Below are 14,854 nucleotides of genomic sequence, written 5' to 3' on the forward strand. Positions count from 1 at the left end.
ATATGGCCCCGCACATCGACGGACCGCTGTACTACGAGACCATGGGCAAGAGCGGGCCGGTGATGGCCTTCGTGCATCCGAACCCGATGGATCAGTCGTGCTGGATCTTCCAGATGGCGCGGATGTCCACGTGGTACCGCTGCATCGCCATCGATCTGCCGGGCTACGGCAAGTCGCCGAAGGCGAGCGCGGGCCTCACCATGGCCGACGTGGCGCAGGCCTGCTGGGAGGCGATCGACGATGCGTATCCGGACGAGCGCGCGATTCTGGTGGGCTGCTCGATCGGCTCATCGATGCTGATCTGGATGCACAACCATCGCCCCGACAAGACCGCGGCGCTGATCATGTGCGGCACCGGCTACAATCCGAACAAGGAATTCATCCCGGGGCGGATCGAGCGCTACCAGACGGAAGGCATCGGCTACCGCTTCGGCTACACCTTCGAGGACTTCAGCCCGGCGTTCCGCGCGACTCCCATGGCGCACTACTTCGCCGAGCTGTTTGCAGAGCGCAACGTGTTCGGCGACGTCGACACCATCATCACGCAGTTCAAGGCCTACCAGCAGCCCGAGCCCGAGGGCCATCATGCCAAGGTCGCTTGTCCGGCCATCATCCTCACCGGCAGCGAGGACGGCACGCACCGCTCCGCCTTTCCGTTGCAGAAGCGCATCAAAGGCTGCGAGATGAAGATCCTCTATGGCGCCGGCCACGCCTGCCAGATCGAGCAGCCCGCGCTGTTCAACCGGTACATGACCGAGTTTCTGACCGCTCATAAGCTGTTTCCAGGAACGGCCCAACGCAGCTAAGCTTCATCGGCAAAACCGTCGTCGCGAAGGGGCCTCCGATGACCGTCATCATGAAACGCCGTGAACTCCTGCTCGGCATGGCCGCGCTGCCCGCGGCATCGCGCACAGCCTTCGCCGAGACCTATCCGTCGCGCCCCGTGCGCATTGTCGTTGCGACATCAGCCGGCGGCGGCACCGACCTCGTGGCGCGCTTCATCGCGCAATGGCTGACGGAACGGCTCGGCCAATCCTTCGTCATCGAGAACCGGCCCGGCGGCGGCAACAACATCGGCACCGAAATGGTAGCGCGGTCGCCCGCCGACGGCGCCACGCTGTTCATGGCGAACACCGTCAACACCATCAACAATTCGCTTTATCGGAAGCTGAACTACAACTTCATCGCCGATTTCGCCCCGGTCGCCAACGTGATGGGCACGCCGCTCCTGTTGCTCGTGCATCCATCGCTCAAGGCGAGCAACGCCGCTGAGCTGATCGCCCTGGCAAAGGAAACTCCGCGCAAGCTCAACCTCGCGTCAGGAGGCATCGGCTCGACGGGTCACATGTCGGCCGAGTTGTTCCAGATGATGGCCGGCATCACGTTCACCCATGTGCCTTATCGCGGCGAGGCGCCTGCGCTCACCGATCTCATTGCCGGTCAGGCTCAGGTGATGATGTCGACCACCGGCTCGTCGTTGCAATACGCCAAGGCCGGCACGGTGCGCGCGCTCGCGACATCGACCGGCGATCGCGTCGCCGAATTGCCCGACGTGCCACCGCTGTCGAAAACGGTGCCGGGCTATCAAGCCAACGCCTGGAACGGGCTCTGCGCACCGAAGGGCACGCCGGCCGAGATCGTCGCCTTGCTCAACAAGGAGGTGAATCTCGCGCTCGCCGATCCGAAGATCAAAGAGCGCATCGCGAGCCTCGGCGGCGTCGCGTTGCCCGGATCATCCGAGGATTACGGCCGCACCATCGCGACCGACACCGAGAAGTGGGCGAAGGTCGTACAGTTCTCCGGCGCGCGGGTGGACTAAGCCGCCGCTACTGCCGTTCGATCTTGGCGGCGTCCATCGCCTTTCGGTAAAACACCGCTTCTGCCTTGAGGAGCGCTTCGAAGTCCGCAGGCGAGCTCACGACCGCCTCGGAGCCGAAATTGGCGAGCTGCTGCTTGACGTCCGGCGCCGCCATGACCTTGGCGGTGGTGCTGCTCAGCTTGTCGACGATCTCCTTTGGCGTACCGGCCGGCGCGAGCACGCCCGTGAAGGTGTCCGGCACCGGATCGGGCACGCCCAGCTCCTTCAACGTCGGAACCTGCGGCAGCACAGCCGCGCGTTTCGTGCCCGTGACCGCCAACGCGCGCAACTGGCCGGCCTCGACCAGCGCCGGGATCGACGTCAACGCGACCGACGCAATCGGCGTGTGTCCGGCAATGGTCGATTGCACCGCCGGCCCACCGCCCGGGAACGGAACGACAATGATGTCGAGCCCGAACGCGATTTTCAGCAATTCGACCATCAGATGGTTCGGCGTTCCGATGGCCGCCATCCCGTAACTGTATTTACCGGGATTAGCGCGGACCAGCGCGACAAACTCCTGGAAGGTGTTCGCGGGCAGCGACGGATGCACGACCAGAACGCCGGCCGTCGATGCGATGACGGAAACCGGCATGAAATCCTTGAACGGGTCGTAGGGGACTTTCTTGTAGAGCGCGGGATTGCTGATGAAGCTCGATGCGCCAAGCAGCAGCGCATAACCGTCGGGCGTCTGACGGGCGGCGACGGCGATGCCGACATTGCTGCCGCCGCCGGCGTGGTTTTCGACATAGAACTGTTGTCCCAGCTCGGCCGACATTCGTTGCGCCCAAAGCCGCGCGACGGAATCCGTCACGCCGCCCGGCGAAAACGGCACGATCACCTTTACGGGACGGTTGGGATAGTTGGCCGCGGTCTCAGTTTGTGCACGCGCCTGCGCGACCAACAGGATCGCGATGCAGGAGACAAAAGCCCAAACCCTCAGCGTCGATGTCATCGTCACGCCTTCAGACCAGCTGGCTCACGCGAGGTTCGCAGAGTTGCGAAGCTCGTGCAATCCAGATGCCGGTCGTCGCGCGCCGTGATGCCTTTGAACGTCAGTAAAAAATGCGCCCTCTACCACGGGCGTCATTTCAGGATTCAATCCGTCCCGTGAGCCGCAGCGCCGGAAAGCTACTTCAGGCCGTCCTGCGCTGAAGTGAATGTTGCGATCAGCTTGTCCTTCGTCGCCGCCAGGGTGCTGATGATGCCCAACGAGATACCGGCCGCGATCAGGGCATATTCGATGGCCGTGCTACCGGACTGATCCCAGAGAAAACGCCTGATCGTCCCCAACATTGGCATGTGCAGTCACCTCCCCTAATGCAGGTAATTCGATATTTTTTCTCTATTAGGTTGTACCTATTGCTCATCGGTAAATTCGGATGAAGAAACACGGCCGGTTGAATCTCCAAAAAAAATCAGTGGTTTTGCCGCACCCGTCCAAATTGGCACCCGCAGCCCGAAATCGCGCCCGCCCCGATCGACAAGGCCCTTGAAATCTCCCTGCCAGAAATCTCCCTGCCAGCCGCCGCGGTGGAACCCGGGAACCATTGTCCTGGTTGTGATTGTGGCCATCGGGCTTCCGACCGTGTTGGAGACCGGCTCCCCGACGGCGTCCAGCAGGAGTAGAGCCCATGAGAACGTTGTTGCTGACCGCAGCCGCGGCCGCGGCGCTGGCGTCCGCATCGCCAGTGGCCCAAGCGCAAGACACGCAATCGCAATCCAATACGGTGGAGCCCCGATCGGTGAAAACCGAAACGATCCGGCGCACCGACCAGCCTGGCCAAGCGCCTGGCCAGGCGACCACCGACAGCCGCGGAAACGAAACCACTGCGGCAACCCCGCAGAAGGTCCAGCAGCCGTCCGCAACGCGAGAGACCGCATCCACGCAACGCCATCGCGTGACCGTGCGGCAGCGCCCGCGGGCTGCATCGACACGGATATCGCGCACGCATCGCCCCGTCACGACCGGCCGGGCGACGCGGCGCGTGTCGAGCGACGCGTTGCCAAGCCGCGCGCGTCCGCAATACGCCCAGGCCACCGCCGTGATCCCCGCAGCGCCGCCACCCGCCGGCAGAATTGTGCTGACCGAGCCGCAGGTGTCGCAGCTCAATGCCGCGTTCACCAGTTACATTACCCGGACGAATGTGTGGTCGCGGCCGCCGTGGGAGGTTGCAGCCACGGTCACCGGCTTGGTGCCGCCGTGGATCCAGGTTTACGGCATGCCGGCGGAGATCGTCGCGATCTATCCGGATTTTGCCGGCAGGCAGTTCGTGGTGGTCGGCGACGACATCGTGGTGCTAGATCCCGGCACCCGCCGTATCGTTTCGATGATCTCGCGCGTCAGCAACACCGCCGTGCTGGAGGCACCGCCTTCGACCACGGGCGTCGCGGTGGCTTCGCCCGATGTGCGCGTCAGGCTCACGCGCACGCAGATCGCAACCGTCCGCACAGTGTTGCGCGATCGGGGATGCCGCTATGACCGGTCCACCAGCCTCTCCATTGGCAGTGTGGTGCCGACCGCGGCGTCGATCTGCGCCTTCCCGGAGCGTGTAGTCAGCGCGGTGCCGGATATTGCAGGATACCGTTACATCACGCGTCGCAACGTCGTCATGGTGATCGATCCGGCCACCGATCAGGTGGTCACTGTGCTACGCTAGCCGCCTGATTTCGAAGGATGCGGCGCCGCTTATCGGCGGCGCCGCACGCTTAGGGCGATGAGCATGAGTCAGGCGTTCAAGCGTGGCGATCACGTCAGCTGGAATTCAGAAGCCGGCCGCGTCAGAGGCCATATCGTCCGCGTGCATAAGAAAGACGTGAACTACAAGGGCTACGTCCACCATGCCAGCGCCGAGGAGCCTCAGTACGAGATCAAGAGCGACAAGACGGACCATATCGCCTTGCACAAAGGCAGAGTATTGAGACGTCTTCGCCGTTAGTTGTCAGCACAGTTAGCGCAGCCTCTCCATGGCAAATCCGTTCTATACGATCGGACACTCGACGCACCCGCTCGACGAGTTCATCGCTCTGCTGCAGAACGCGGACGTCACGTTTGTCGTCGACGTCCGCACGGTGCCGCGGTCACGCACAAATCCGCAATACAACACCGACGTCCTGCCGCCAGCGCTTCTAAAGGCTCACATCGGGTATGAGCACATGGCCGCATTGGGTGGATTGCGCGGGCGGCAGCGTGTTGTCCCGGCAGACGTCAACGGCTTCTGGGAGAACAAGAGCTTCCACAATTACGCCGACTACGCCATGAGCGAGCCATTCCGAGAGGGCCTCGCGCGGCTGCGCGAACTCGGCCGTGACCAGCGCTGTGCGATCATGTGCGCGGAGGCAGTGTGATGGCGCTGCCATCGCCGCATCATTGCCGATTACCTGCTGGCAGCCGGTGAAACCGTGCTTCACATCATGGGGCCAGGAAACATCGTGCCCGCCCGGCTGACCGACGTCGCGAAGTCGGACGCCGCCGGCGTCCTGACCTATCCGGCCGCGGCTTGAGGCCGGGCGCGCATTATGCGGCACGTGTCGCCGCAGCGCCCTTCGGACTTCCGGGATAGGCGCATTCCGCAAGAGTGGTCTTGTCGAGCTCCCGCATGAAGGCTTCGCGAGCCGCCGCGAGCCTCTGCTTGAGGCGGCAACGGGGCTTGAGCACACAGTCGCCGCCGTCGTCACGGAAGCATTCGACCAAGGCCTGGCGCTGCTCGAGCGCGCGAACAACCTCACCCAGCGTGATGGTCTGCGGCGGCCGCGCCAGACGGAAGCCGCCGCCCGAGCCGCGTTGGGTCGCGACAAACCCGCTGTCGGCAAGATCGCGCACCACCTTGATGAGGTGATTGCGCGAAATGCCGAATTCGACCGCGATCTCGCCGGTCGAAAACGAGCGGGCCGGTTCGCCGGCGAGCCGCATCAAGGCGCGCAAGCCGAAATCGGTGAAAGCGGTCAGTCGCATGCGAGCCTCGAGCCAAGATTTGCAATCGGCATTCTATCTGCTAAATAGGTATTTGAAATGCCGATTAGCGGAGATTGCGTTGGAAAACGATGACCGGCGGGCGAGAATCACGGCCGAGATCGTCGCGCGGACGGGAATTACCGAAGCGATGATCGAGCGGCTGGTGCGCGGCTTCTACGCCAAGGTCCGCCAGGACGCGGTGCTTGCGCCCATCTTCGATGCCCGGATTCGGGACTGGGAACCGCATCTTGAGCAGATGTTCGCCTTCTGGTCGTCCGTCGCGCTCATGTCCGGCCGCTATCACGGCAGCCCCATGGCCAAGCATATGCCGCTCCCCATCGACGCGGGTCATTTCGATCGCTGGCTTGCCTTGTTCGAGGAGACGGCTCGGGAGATTTGTCCGCCGGAGGCCCAGGCGCATTTCATCGAGCGGGCCCGGCGGATCGCCGAAAGCCTCGAGCTCGGCATTGCCGGGCAGCACGGCGTGCTGCTCAGGAGCGGCGAGCGGTTTCGCAGACCCGCACTGTAGCCTTTCACGGAAAAGGAATTGATACTCCACGCTTGGAAGCGCCGGCAGCCGTCCGGTGCGCCAAAGGGAGGATCCATGAAAACAACAACGACGCTGCTGGCATTGGCCGCAATCGTCGCGGCGCTGCCGGTCCGCGCGCAGGATTATCCGAACCGGCCGATCACCATCATATCGGCGCAGGCCTCCGGCGGCGCGAGCGACACCGTGGTCCGCTCCGTGCAAGACCGCCTGCAGGCGGCGCTCGGCCAGCCGATCGTGATGGAGAACCGGCCTGGCGCGAGCGGCAATGTCGGCGCCGCGCAAGTCGCTCGCGCGGCTCCCGACGGCTACACGCTGATGATCGGCACCGACGCCATGATGACGTCGAACGTGCATCTGTTCAAAAGCATGCCGTTCGATCCCGCGAAAGATTTCGCGCCGATCACCAATGCCGGCGCCAACATCATCGTGCTTGCGGTGAATGCCGACCTGCCGGTGAAGTCGGTGGCCGAGCTTGTGGCCTACGCCAAGGCCAACCCCGGCAAGCTGCAGTTCGGCACATCGGGCGTCGCCTCGCCGCATCATCTCGCCGGCGAGCTCCTGAAGCTCAAGACCGGCATCGACATCGTCCACGTGCCGTATCGCGGCGGCGCGCTGTCGGCGAATGATCTGGCCGGCGGTCACATCCCGATGGCGTTCGTCAGCTATTCGGCCGTGGTGGCGCTCGTTCCGACCGGGAAGATTCGAATCCTCGCGGTCGTCGAGAAGACGCGTTACTCTGCCTTGCCGGACGTGCCGACGATCGCCGAGACCATTCCGGGATACGAGATGTCGTCCTGGCTCGGCTTCTTCGCACCGGCTGCAACGCCTGCGCCGATCGTGAACCGGCTGCACGACGAGATCGTCAAAATCCTCAAGGTCGACGAGGTGAAGGAGCGCCTCGCCACGGTCGGTCTCGCGGTGGTCGCCGGAACGCAGGCGGAGCTCGCCGAGACGGTCCGCAGCGGCATCGCGGTGCGCGGCGAGCTGATCAAGGCCGCGAAGATCGAACCGCAATAGTTACCCCTTCCCCTTGCCCCCGCTCAGCGGCAGCTTCGCGATCTCGCGAATCGCGTCACGGTTGGGCTCGAAACCCAGGCCCGGCGCCTCGGACATCGTGAAGTATCCATCCTTCGGCTCCGGCAGCCCCGTGAAAATCTGCCGGCACATCTCCACCGCGAGATAGTGATGCTCGACCAGCGTGCCGTTCGACACGCCGGCCTGCAGATGCATGTTGTGGAAGCCCCAGGCGCCGCCGTTGGCGATCGACACGTTGAACGCGCTCGCCATTCCCGCGATCTTCACGCATTGCGAATAGCCGCCGGTGATGATCGCGTTGGGCTGCGCATAATCGATCGCCTGCGCCAGGAACAGATCGCGGAAGCGGAACGCCAAGCCTTCGTTCTGCCCGCACGCCAAAGGGATGCCCGACGCGCGGCGCAACTGCGCCATGGCCTGCGCATCGTTCTGAGTCAGCGGCTCCTCGAAGAACGAAATGCCGTAAGGCTTCACCATCTCGGCCAGTTTCGTCGCGTGATAGAGATCGAGATTGCAGTTGGCGTCGATGAACAATTCGACGTCCGGTCCCACCGCCTCGCGCACCGCGCGGACCCGCGCTGCGTCCTCGCGGATCGCGTCCATGATCGGATGGGTATCGCGCTTCTTCAGTGCCTCGTTGCCGACCGTCATCTTCAGCCGCCGGAAGCCCTGGGACACCCAGAGCTTGGCCGCGGCCGCGAGCTGCTCGCGGTCGAAAAAACCGAACCCGTAGGTGGCGTAGACCGGCACCTTGGGATGCGCGCCGCCCAAGAGCCGCCACACCGGCTGGCCGAACGCCTTGCCCTTGATGTCCCACAACGCCACGTCGATCGCGGCGAGCGCATGCGCGGCGTAACCGGTCTGGCCGCGCGGCATCAGCGTCCAGTAGAGCTTGTCCCACAGCCGCTCGTGCGCGAGCGGATCGTCGCCGACGATCGCGGGCCCCGCGATGCTGTTGACGATCTGCGCGATCACCTCCTCTTCGGTGATGCCGGTGAGGCCGTGACCGATCAGCCCTGTGTCGGTCTCGACCTCCACATAGCAGCCCGACAGCGACGATGTTTTGTCGACGCCCACGAGCTTGATGTGCAGCGGGACGTTGAGCGGCGTGGCGGTGACGCGGATGATTTTCATGGTCGGCACCTTACGATGACGCGCTTGCTGCTCCAATCAATACCGCGCCGCGAAGCCGACACCCGCGATCCAATCGTTCGAATTGCTGTTGAGGCCGTGGCCCAAGCGTATGTCTGCCTCGAGGTTCGAGGAGAGAAAATAGACCAGCCCGCCCACCGCGTAGTGCCGTGGCGGCGCCGGGCTCAATCCACCGACCGGATAGAACGCGTCCCATTCGGCGAAAGCCTCGAGCTGTTTGGTCAGATGCACGGCACCGGTCAATCCGGTTGCGACTTCCAGACGCGAGCTGCGCACGCCATCCTGCACAGCGTTGTTGGCCACCAGAAATTCGACGTCGAAGACATCCTTGATCACTTGCCAGCTGGCATCGACGTTGACTCCCGGCAGGACGCGCCCCGCGGTCGTCGCGCTGCTGCCGGTCGGCACCGTCATCTGCGGGATCACGGCAACTTGCGGCAGGATGCCGTGCTGCTCCGAAAGCGCAACCTTCGCGCCGAGATACAGATCCTGCGCACCGCTTGAGTCGAGCACCGCGCCGCCCGCCGTCTGCCGCTGCGCCAGAAAATTCTGCCCGACACGGAGTTCGAACCACTCGGCCATCACGCCGACCCGCAACAGCGCCTCCGGCAACGAGTGCGAGCGAAACGAGCTGCCGTTGCTGGTGAACGTATAGCCTCCCTCGAGCACCGCGCGGCCAAGCCCCACGGTCGTGCTCGCCTCCGGAAAATGCGGGCGGTCAGGCTCGATCCGATCGTCCTCCTTCGACGGAGGCTTGGAATTACCACTCGAGCCCAGCAGCCATTCGATCAGCGTCTTCGAGCCATTGCTCCCGACGCCGGCATCGCTCGACGGCGCATTCTGCGCGTGCGCCGCTCCCGTGCAGGCCGCGACAGCGAAAGCGGCCGCGGCCGCCATGCCAACCACTGAATGAAACAAATCTCGCCCCGGTAACCGCGTCAATTCCAATCGGCACACGTGGCAAGACCACGCTTGTCTTAAGATCACAGGGAACGGCGTCTTATTCCATGATGTGGAACCGACCGCTTCCATGATGTGGAACCGACCGCCCTTTTCTCGCCGCCATCGTCGTCCAGTGAATTCGCCGGGCGGGCCTTGCGGGGGGCGACGTTCCGAAGGTCCTGCGTGGCCGACCGACATTTGCAGCAACACGAGGCCGTCTCTCGCCGCGCTCTGCTCGGCGGAATTGGCGCGCTTACAAGTGCGCTGGCGCTCGGCGGATGCGCGGGCCTCGCCGCGCAAGGCGCACGCTACGACGCGTCCTCGCTGTCGGAAGATCCGACGCTGCTCGTCGCCACCACGCGCAAGCGGGTGAACGGCGGCCGCGCCAAGCCCTGGTTCGGGCCGGAGCGGGCGTCCGCGATGACGCTGGCGCGGGCCAGGCTCAAGCCGCCAGCCGAAGGCCGCTTCACGCTCGCGGCGGCGGGCTTCGACAGCTGGCAGATCGGCAAGGTCGAGCCGGCGACCGGAGACGTCAGCGCACTTCTCGCGGAGCGTGGCACCGGACGCGACGTCCTCATTTACGTGCACGGCTTCAAGCAGACCTTCGAGACCGCGGCGCTCGATGCGGCCTACCTCTCCGATGCCATCAAGTTCAACGGCCAGACCATGCTGTTCTCCTGGCCGTCGAAGGACGGGCTGTTCGACTACGCCTACGACCGCGACAGCGCGATGTGGTCGCGCGACGATTTCGAACGCGTGCTCCGCTCCATCGTGGAGGCGCCGAACGGCGGCCGCGTCCACATCGTCGCGCACAGCATGGGCACCATGCTGACGCTCGAAACCCTGCGCCAGCTTTATGCGCGCTATGGCGACACGGTTCTCAGCAGGATCGGCGCCATCGTGTTCGCCGCTCCCGACATCGACATGGACGTGTTCTCGTCGTCGATCAAACGCATCGGTCCGCTCGCCGGCAAGATCACCGTCATCGCCGCGACCAACGACCGCGCGCTGGTGTTTTCCGGACAGATGGCCGGCGGCATGACACGGGTTGGCGCCGCCGAGAAGGACGTCATCGAGCGGCTCGGCGTGCGCGTGATCGATGCGTCCAGCGAAGGCTGGGGGCTGATCAACCACGACCTGTTCCTGTCGAATGCCGACGTGCAGCAGGTGATCCGGAAGTCGATCGATTCCGTCGGCGCGTGAGATTGGAATCATCGCCACGAGGCGGTGCTCACCCTCCCCTGGAGGGGGAGGGTGGGCGCGGTGCACGAACAGCGCGTCACCTTCAGATTCAGTTTTCAAACAGCCCGCGGCATAGCCGTTCGAAGAACGGCGTCGCTTCGCTCGCCTATGCGCGCGTCCTTCAGCATCCATGCAGGCATGATTCATCGGCCCCTTCAAAGCAGGCGCGGGGCTGGCGCCTCTATTCTTTCTCGTCCCTCACATGCGTGAGGGCGCGGAGCGCCGGTTGGCGCTACGTCTCAGTCGACACCCCTTGCGAGGGTGCCGCGGGCTTGTTGCGAAGCCCGCACGCCTTCCGGCGCTCCACTGGTGGCGACTTAACGCGATACCCTCGTTCGAGTTATCGGACGGTGCGGGACGAACCCTTCCCTAAGGCCGCGTTGCCTTGGCCCTTCACCCGATCGCGCCCTGCCACTGAAGGCGGCCCCCTCATCGGGGACGGACGATGGCATCGCACCCTGGGACGTGGCTACGAACCACGCCTGCAGGCGCCACACCCCGCTCCGCCAAATAGACGTCCCTAGTCGACGCCCTCAGTGAACGAGGCAAATTCGCGTCTACATCTGAGTCGCAAGAATGCAAAGCGAATAATGAGAACTGCGTGGCTGAACTCAGGAAGCTGACATCAGCAAACTTTTGAGCTCTGTCAGTTGAGGCTCGTCACGGGGCGCGAAGCCTCAGCGGCTGGCTGGGCGCTTTGCCGTCCACGCGCAAATCCGTCGAGCCCTCAGTTCTCCTCCGGATCCCGCGTCTGATAGGCAGCCAGGCTTTTCCTGCTCTGCAGCAGCCGGGCGTGATCGTCTTCCAATTTGACCTGCAGGCGCTCGAACATGGCCAGCGCGTCTTCGGCGATCTTGGCGTCGCGGCCGGCAAGTTTCAGATTTTCCACGACCTTCCGCTGGCGCTCGATACGCTGACGGCCTTGCTCAGCATGCCGTTCAGCGAGGTTGAGAAGTTCATCCGGTGCCATTGTCGGTTCCCGCCCCTTCAAAAACGCCTCACGCTCGATCTTGGAATCGAAACGGCGCGGCGTGTCCGGTGCACTTACGTTCCGGCAGCAGTGTGCTCGCGGGAGCTTTCTGTAAAGTGAACGGCTTCATCCCCCGCGGAGAGCGTCACTCGACATACGCTCTCTGCCGATCGATTCAAGGCGAATGAGGCCGCCTGATCGGGCGGCCTCATTCTTTTCGGCGCTGGGCGCAACCCAGGACGGCGCGGGGCCTCGCTTGGCCCCCGATCCGCCGGCTTCAGTGCGCCAGTGGATCGGGCCGCAACTGCAGCTTCACCGCGCGCGGACGGTTTTCCTTGCCGCCTTCGAGATGGAAGGTGGTGCGGCTGCCGTAGGTGCTCCACAACGCGCGGCCCTTCCAGCCGGTGTTGGCGTCGTCGATGCGGCCGTCGACGTTCTTGGCGAAGAAGCCCATCGGGTACGGCACCACGAAGTTGATGAGCTGGCCGTCTTTCACGGCGAAAACCGAGCTGTTCAGGTTGCCCATCACGATCGGCACGTTCTCGCCAAGCCCGAACGTGTTGTACAGATCGACCCACACGTAATAGCTCGCCTCGGCGCTGCCGGCGTCGCTCACGTCGCGGAGCTGCGGACCCGGCAGCTGATGCAAGGTCCAGCCCTCCGGACAGTGCTTGCCGAGCGCGGTGGGCCCGTTGAGCACCTTGCACTTCCTCCGGTCGAACTCGCCGACGTGGCCGCTCGCGAGCGCCACCCAATAGACGCCGTTCTTGTCGACGTCGCCGCCGCGCGGCCCGTAGCCCGGCATCGGCGGCTCGTAGATCTCCGTCAGCGCCGTGTTGGTCGGATCGCTGCCCGGCACCACGCGGATGATGGAGCCGGGATAGCCGATCACCGTTCCCCACACCGCGCCGTCCGACGGGCTCACCGCCACCGCGTAATGGTTGACGTTGATGCGCTTGTCCTTGGTCGGATCGACCGGCGCGTTGGGCTCGACGTATTCGTCGCGCTTGCCGTTGCCGTTGGTGTCGACGATGAACGGTGTCCAGCCCTGCGATTTCTGTTCGTCGCCGGTCTCTTCGAACATCTTGCGATTGAGCCAGCCGATCACCGCCGGGCCGACCACGCCGGGACTGGTCCAGAGCGTCTGGTTGGCGTCGCTCGCGAAGTTGAGATGATGCGTCGGGAAACAGGTGTCGATCAGCGTGAACTTGCCGGTCGCCGGATCGTAGAACGACAGCTCCCGGTTCGCCTCCTTGATCGGGAATGCCTTGGCCGACGGATGATCCGAGCCCTGCTGGCAGAACGCCGGATTGGCGTGCTGACGAATGCGCGGCGTCGACCAGACGCGGCCCTTCTCGTCGAACATGACGTTGTGGTTGATGTTCTGGCTGTCCCAGATCGGCTTGTCGCCCCACCACGCCGACGCCGCGAACGGGCCGTCCTTGACGTTCGGTGTCTTCGGATCGCGCACCGGATGCTTCACCTCGCTCGCGGTGTTGGTCACCGGATCGAGGATCGGGATCATGTCGGTGGAATCTTCGGGCGAGCCGTAGATCTTGCCGTTGGCGTTGAGCCGCGGGTTGCGGCGGTCGGTCGAGATCGCATCGTGCAGATAGCTGGTCGGATGGCCCCACTCCCACGTGGTGATCACCACGTTGCGCTCGATGCCCTTCGGCCGCTCCGGCTTGGCGAACGGAAGCTCGCCGCCCTTGATGCCGTCGGTCCAGCCGGCGAACAGATCGAGCGCCTTCTGCGTGTCGAGGCGGCCGATGTCGCGCGCCATCAGCGCCTGCGCGCTGCCGGAGGCGAGCCGGCGCGCCCAGGCGTCGGCCGATTTCTCGAACTGCTTGGCGAATTCCTCGGGCACGACGCGCGTGCCCGGCGTTCCGAGCGGATGACAGGACTGGCAGGCACCGCTCTTGACGATGTTGAGCCACTCGCCCTGGCTCTTGATCTTCTCCAGCGGAAACTCGTCCTTCTTCGGCACGTGAATGAGCGAGAACCAGTAGATCGGCGGATAGTTCTGCGCCGCGGCTGCCGCGCTCGGCGCGGGCGCGGCCTTGAGGTCGAGCGATTTTCCCGGCGCGGCCGTAACCTTTGCGGAATCGGAAAGTCCGTAGCCGCGCACGAAGACGTTGTAGTTCGCCTTCGGCAACTCGGGGATCAGGTAGCGGCCCTGGTCGTCGGTGACGACGATCTTGGCGTATTTGGTCGGCAGGTCTGTCGTCTCTGCGATCACCCAGACGCCTGCTTCGGGCCCGTTCGCGCCGGTCACCACGCCGCCGATGTCGGCTGCGCCGACCGTCACCGCATTCTGCGCAAGCGCCGTGGATGCCAACAATGTCAGCGCCAGCGGCAAAGCCGCACTCCAGTTTCTTTTCGTCATTCAAGCCCCCGAAAGATGAAAGCCTGGCGAAGAGCCCAAAGGGCGCCAAGCAACGAGCGATCATCTTCCCGAAACTGGAATGATTCAAGAAAAGGGCCCGCGCGCTGGCGCAGAGCACCTATTCGCGCGGGCCGCGAGCAATGGAGCGGATGACCCGCGCCGGATTGCCTCCGACAAGAGTGTTCGGCGGAACGTCCTTGGTGACGACCGAGCCCGCAGCCACGACCGAATTCTCGCCGACCGTGACCCCGCCGATGATCGTCGCGCCGGCGGCGATCCAGACGTTTCTCTCGATCGCGATGGGTTTGCCGATCGTGAACTTGCGGCGCTGCAACGGATCGAGGGGATGGCTCGCCGTGATGATGCTGACGTTCGGCCCGATCAGCACATCGTCCGCGATGTCGAGGCCGCCGAGGTCATAGAACGTGCAGTTCTGGTTGACGAAGACATTGCGCCCGACCCGGATCTCATTCCCACCGACCGTGTAAAACGGCGGGATCAGCAAAAAGCTCTCGTCGACCTTTCTGCCGGTCAGCTCGCTGAACAAGGCCCGGATTTCGTCGGCATCGTCAAACGTCAAACGATTGAGCCTGGCGGTGATCGCCGTGGCGCGTTTGACGTTGGCCACCATGGCCGCCGATTCCGGTGTCCGGCTGTGAATGATTTTGGCGCCGCTCTCGTTCGACATTTATTGAATCTTTTCCTGGCAGAACTGGGTCCCCGCTTTCGCGGGGACGAACGGCTGATGGTTTGGTGAACTCTCT

The 14,854-nt window shown here is 64.2% G+C and carries 16 protein-coding genes and 1 pseudogene; 8 read left to right on the forward strand and 9 right to left on the reverse strand.

Annotated features, from left to right (window positions below; translation table 11 throughout):
- Positions 1-2 precede the first annotated feature (2 nt).
- Both RHPLAN_RS35220 and RHPLAN_RS35225 read left to right on the forward strand, forming a co-directional pair.
- Positions 3-806: an alpha/beta fold hydrolase gene (locus RHPLAN_RS35220; protein ID WP_068028818.1), complete on the forward strand. Its 804-nt coding sequence runs from the start codon at positions 3-5 to the stop codon at positions 804-806.
- A gap of 38 nt (positions 807-844) precedes the next feature.
- Positions 845-1,819 carry a Bug family tripartite tricarboxylate transporter substrate binding protein gene (locus tag RHPLAN_RS35225; protein WP_068028821.1) on the forward strand — a complete coding sequence of 325 codons (975 nt, stop codon included), beginning with the start codon at positions 845-847 and terminating at the stop codon, positions 1,817-1,819.
- 7 nt (positions 1,820-1,826) lie between these two features.
- Here the strand turns inward: RHPLAN_RS35225 and RHPLAN_RS35230 are convergent, their stop codons facing one another.
- The 3 genes from RHPLAN_RS35230 to RHPLAN_RS40015 form a co-directional block, all read right to left on the reverse strand.
- Positions 1,827-2,813 carry a Bug family tripartite tricarboxylate transporter substrate binding protein gene (locus tag RHPLAN_RS35230; protein ID WP_084246208.1) on the reverse strand — a complete coding sequence of 329 codons (987 nt, stop codon included), beginning with the start codon at positions 2,811-2,813 and terminating at the stop codon, positions 1,827-1,829.
- A 176-nt stretch (positions 2,814-2,989) separates the two neighbouring features.
- Positions 2,990-3,154 carry a Flp family type IVb pilin gene (locus RHPLAN_RS35235; RefSeq protein WP_068028827.1) on the reverse strand — a complete coding sequence of 55 codons (165 nt, stop codon included), beginning with the start codon at positions 3,152-3,154 and terminating at the stop codon, positions 2,990-2,992.
- 63 nt (positions 3,155-3,217) lie between these two features.
- The gene (locus tag RHPLAN_RS40015) at positions 3,218-3,433 is read right to left on the reverse strand and encodes a hypothetical protein (RefSeq protein ID WP_157100684.1); all 216 of its coding nucleotides are present in this window, start codon (positions 3,431-3,433) and stop codon (positions 3,218-3,220) included.
- Between the two features lie 59 nt (positions 3,434-3,492).
- Here RHPLAN_RS40015 and RHPLAN_RS35240 point away from each other — a divergent pair, with 59 nt between their 5' ends.
- From RHPLAN_RS35240 to RHPLAN_RS35245, 3 genes and pseudogenes are all read left to right on the forward strand, one after another.
- Positions 3,493-4,518, forward strand: coding sequence for a DUF1236 domain-containing protein (locus RHPLAN_RS35240; RefSeq protein WP_157100685.1), 1,026 nt, complete (start codon positions 3,493-3,495; stop codon positions 4,516-4,518).
- Positions 4,519-4,581: 63 nt separating this feature from the next.
- Positions 4,582-4,797, forward strand: a complete 216-nt coding sequence (locus tag RHPLAN_RS38870) for a hypervirulence associated TUDOR domain-containing protein (protein WP_084246210.1) — start codon at positions 4,582-4,584, stop codon at positions 4,795-4,797.
- Between the two features lie 28 nt (positions 4,798-4,825).
- Positions 4,826-5,362 (forward strand): annotated as a pseudogene (locus tag RHPLAN_RS35245) (DUF488 domain-containing protein).
- A gap of 13 nt (positions 5,363-5,375) precedes the next feature.
- Here the strand turns inward: RHPLAN_RS35245 and RHPLAN_RS35250 are convergent.
- Positions 5,376-5,813, reverse strand: a complete 438-nt coding sequence (locus tag RHPLAN_RS35250) for an RrF2 family transcriptional regulator (protein ID WP_068028832.1) — start codon at positions 5,811-5,813, stop codon at positions 5,376-5,378.
- Between the two features lie 79 nt (positions 5,814-5,892).
- Between RHPLAN_RS35250 and RHPLAN_RS35255 the strand changes: the two genes are divergently transcribed.
- Together RHPLAN_RS35255 and RHPLAN_RS35260 are read left to right on the forward strand one after the other, a co-directional pair.
- Positions 5,893-6,342 carry a group III truncated hemoglobin gene (locus tag RHPLAN_RS35255; RefSeq protein WP_237179981.1) on the forward strand — a complete coding sequence of 150 codons (450 nt, stop codon included), beginning with the start codon at positions 5,893-5,895 and terminating at the stop codon, positions 6,340-6,342.
- Between the two features lie 75 nt (positions 6,343-6,417).
- The gene (locus RHPLAN_RS35260) at positions 6,418-7,380 is read left to right on the forward strand and encodes a Bug family tripartite tricarboxylate transporter substrate binding protein (RefSeq protein WP_068028834.1); all 963 of its coding nucleotides are present in this window, start codon (positions 6,418-6,420) and stop codon (positions 7,378-7,380) included.
- Here RHPLAN_RS35260 and RHPLAN_RS35265 read toward each other — a convergent pair whose 3' ends face one another.
- Positions 7,381-8,532, reverse strand: coding sequence for a mandelate racemase/muconate lactonizing enzyme family protein (locus RHPLAN_RS35265; RefSeq protein ID WP_068032336.1), 1,152 nt, complete (start codon positions 8,530-8,532; stop codon positions 7,381-7,383).
- Between the two features lie 36 nt (positions 8,533-8,568).
- Entirely contained in the window at positions 8,569-9,447 is an 879-nt protein-coding gene (locus RHPLAN_RS35270) for a transporter (RefSeq protein ID WP_068028837.1), read from the reverse strand.
- Positions 9,448-9,675: 228 nt separating this feature from the next.
- On the opposite strand from RHPLAN_RS35270, the gene RHPLAN_RS35275 reads away from it, so the two are divergent.
- A complete protein-coding gene (locus RHPLAN_RS35275) occupies positions 9,676-10,695 on the forward strand; it encodes an alpha/beta hydrolase (RefSeq protein ID WP_157100687.1) in 1,020 nt (339 codons plus the stop codon).
- Between the two features lie 766 nt (positions 10,696-11,461).
- Here the strand turns inward: RHPLAN_RS35275 and RHPLAN_RS35280 are convergent.
- From RHPLAN_RS35280 to RHPLAN_RS35290, 3 genes are all read right to left on the reverse strand, one after another.
- Positions 11,462-11,704: a hypothetical protein gene (locus RHPLAN_RS35280; protein ID WP_068028843.1), complete on the reverse strand. Its 243-nt coding sequence runs from the start codon at positions 11,702-11,704 to the stop codon at positions 11,462-11,464.
- A 277-nt stretch (positions 11,705-11,981) separates the two neighbouring features.
- Entirely contained in the window at positions 11,982-14,090 is a 2,109-nt protein-coding gene (locus tag RHPLAN_RS35285; protein WP_068028846.1) for a carboxypeptidase-like regulatory domain-containing protein, read from the reverse strand.
- Between the two features lie 118 nt (positions 14,091-14,208).
- Positions 14,209-14,778, reverse strand: coding sequence for a sugar O-acetyltransferase (locus RHPLAN_RS35290; RefSeq protein WP_068028850.1), 570 nt, complete (start codon positions 14,776-14,778; stop codon positions 14,209-14,211).
- Positions 14,779-14,854: the final 76 nt, after the last annotated feature.

Source organism: Rhodoplanes sp. Z2-YC6860 (assembly GCF_001579845.1).
GTDB lineage: Bacteria > Pseudomonadota > Alphaproteobacteria > Rhizobiales > Xanthobacteraceae > Z2-YC6860.

Excerpts from the sequence above, each read along its gene's own strand:
- RHPLAN_RS35220 (WP_068028818.1), top strand. The coding sequence starts at position 3 with ATGGCCCCGCACATCGACGGACCGCTGTACTACGAGACCATGGGCAAG.
- RHPLAN_RS35225 (WP_068028821.1), top strand. The coding sequence starts at position 845 with ATGACCGTCATCATGAAACGCCGTGAACTCCTGCTCGGCATGGCCGCG.
- RHPLAN_RS35230 (WP_084246208.1), bottom strand. The coding sequence starts at position 2,813 with ATGACATCGACGCTGAGGGTTTGGGCTTTTGTCTCCTGCATCGCGATC.
- RHPLAN_RS35235 (WP_068028827.1), bottom strand. The coding sequence starts at position 3,154 with ATGTTGGGGACGATCAGGCGTTTTCTCTGGGATCAGTCCGGTAGCACG.
- RHPLAN_RS40015 (WP_157100684.1), bottom strand. The coding sequence starts at position 3,433 with ATGGCCACAATCACAACCAGGACAATGGTTCCCGGGTTCCACCGCGGC.
- RHPLAN_RS35240 (WP_157100685.1), top strand. The coding sequence starts at position 3,493 with ATGAGAACGTTGTTGCTGACCGCAGCCGCGGCCGCGGCGCTGGCGTCC.
- RHPLAN_RS38870 (WP_084246210.1), top strand. The coding sequence starts at position 4,582 with ATGAGTCAGGCGTTCAAGCGTGGCGATCACGTCAGCTGGAATTCAGAA.
- RHPLAN_RS35250 (WP_068028832.1), bottom strand. The coding sequence starts at position 5,813 with ATGCGACTGACCGCTTTCACCGATTTCGGCTTGCGCGCCTTGATGCGG.
- RHPLAN_RS35260 (WP_068028834.1), top strand. The coding sequence starts at position 6,418 with ATGAAAACAACAACGACGCTGCTGGCATTGGCCGCAATCGTCGCGGCG.
- RHPLAN_RS35265 (WP_068032336.1), bottom strand. The coding sequence starts at position 8,532 with ATGAAAATCATCCGCGTCACCGCCACGCCGCTCAACGTCCCGCTGCAC.
- RHPLAN_RS35270 (WP_068028837.1), bottom strand. The coding sequence starts at position 9,447 with ATGGCGGCCGCGGCCGCTTTCGCTGTCGCGGCCTGCACGGGAGCGGCG.
- RHPLAN_RS35280 (WP_068028843.1), bottom strand. The coding sequence starts at position 11,704 with ATGGCACCGGATGAACTTCTCAACCTCGCTGAACGGCATGCTGAGCAA.
- RHPLAN_RS35285 (WP_068028846.1), bottom strand. The coding sequence starts at position 14,090 with ATGACGAAAAGAAACTGGAGTGCGGCTTTGCCGCTGGCGCTGACATTG.
- RHPLAN_RS35290 (WP_068028850.1), bottom strand. The coding sequence starts at position 14,778 with ATGTCGAACGAGAGCGGCGCCAAAATCATTCACAGCCGGACACCGGAA.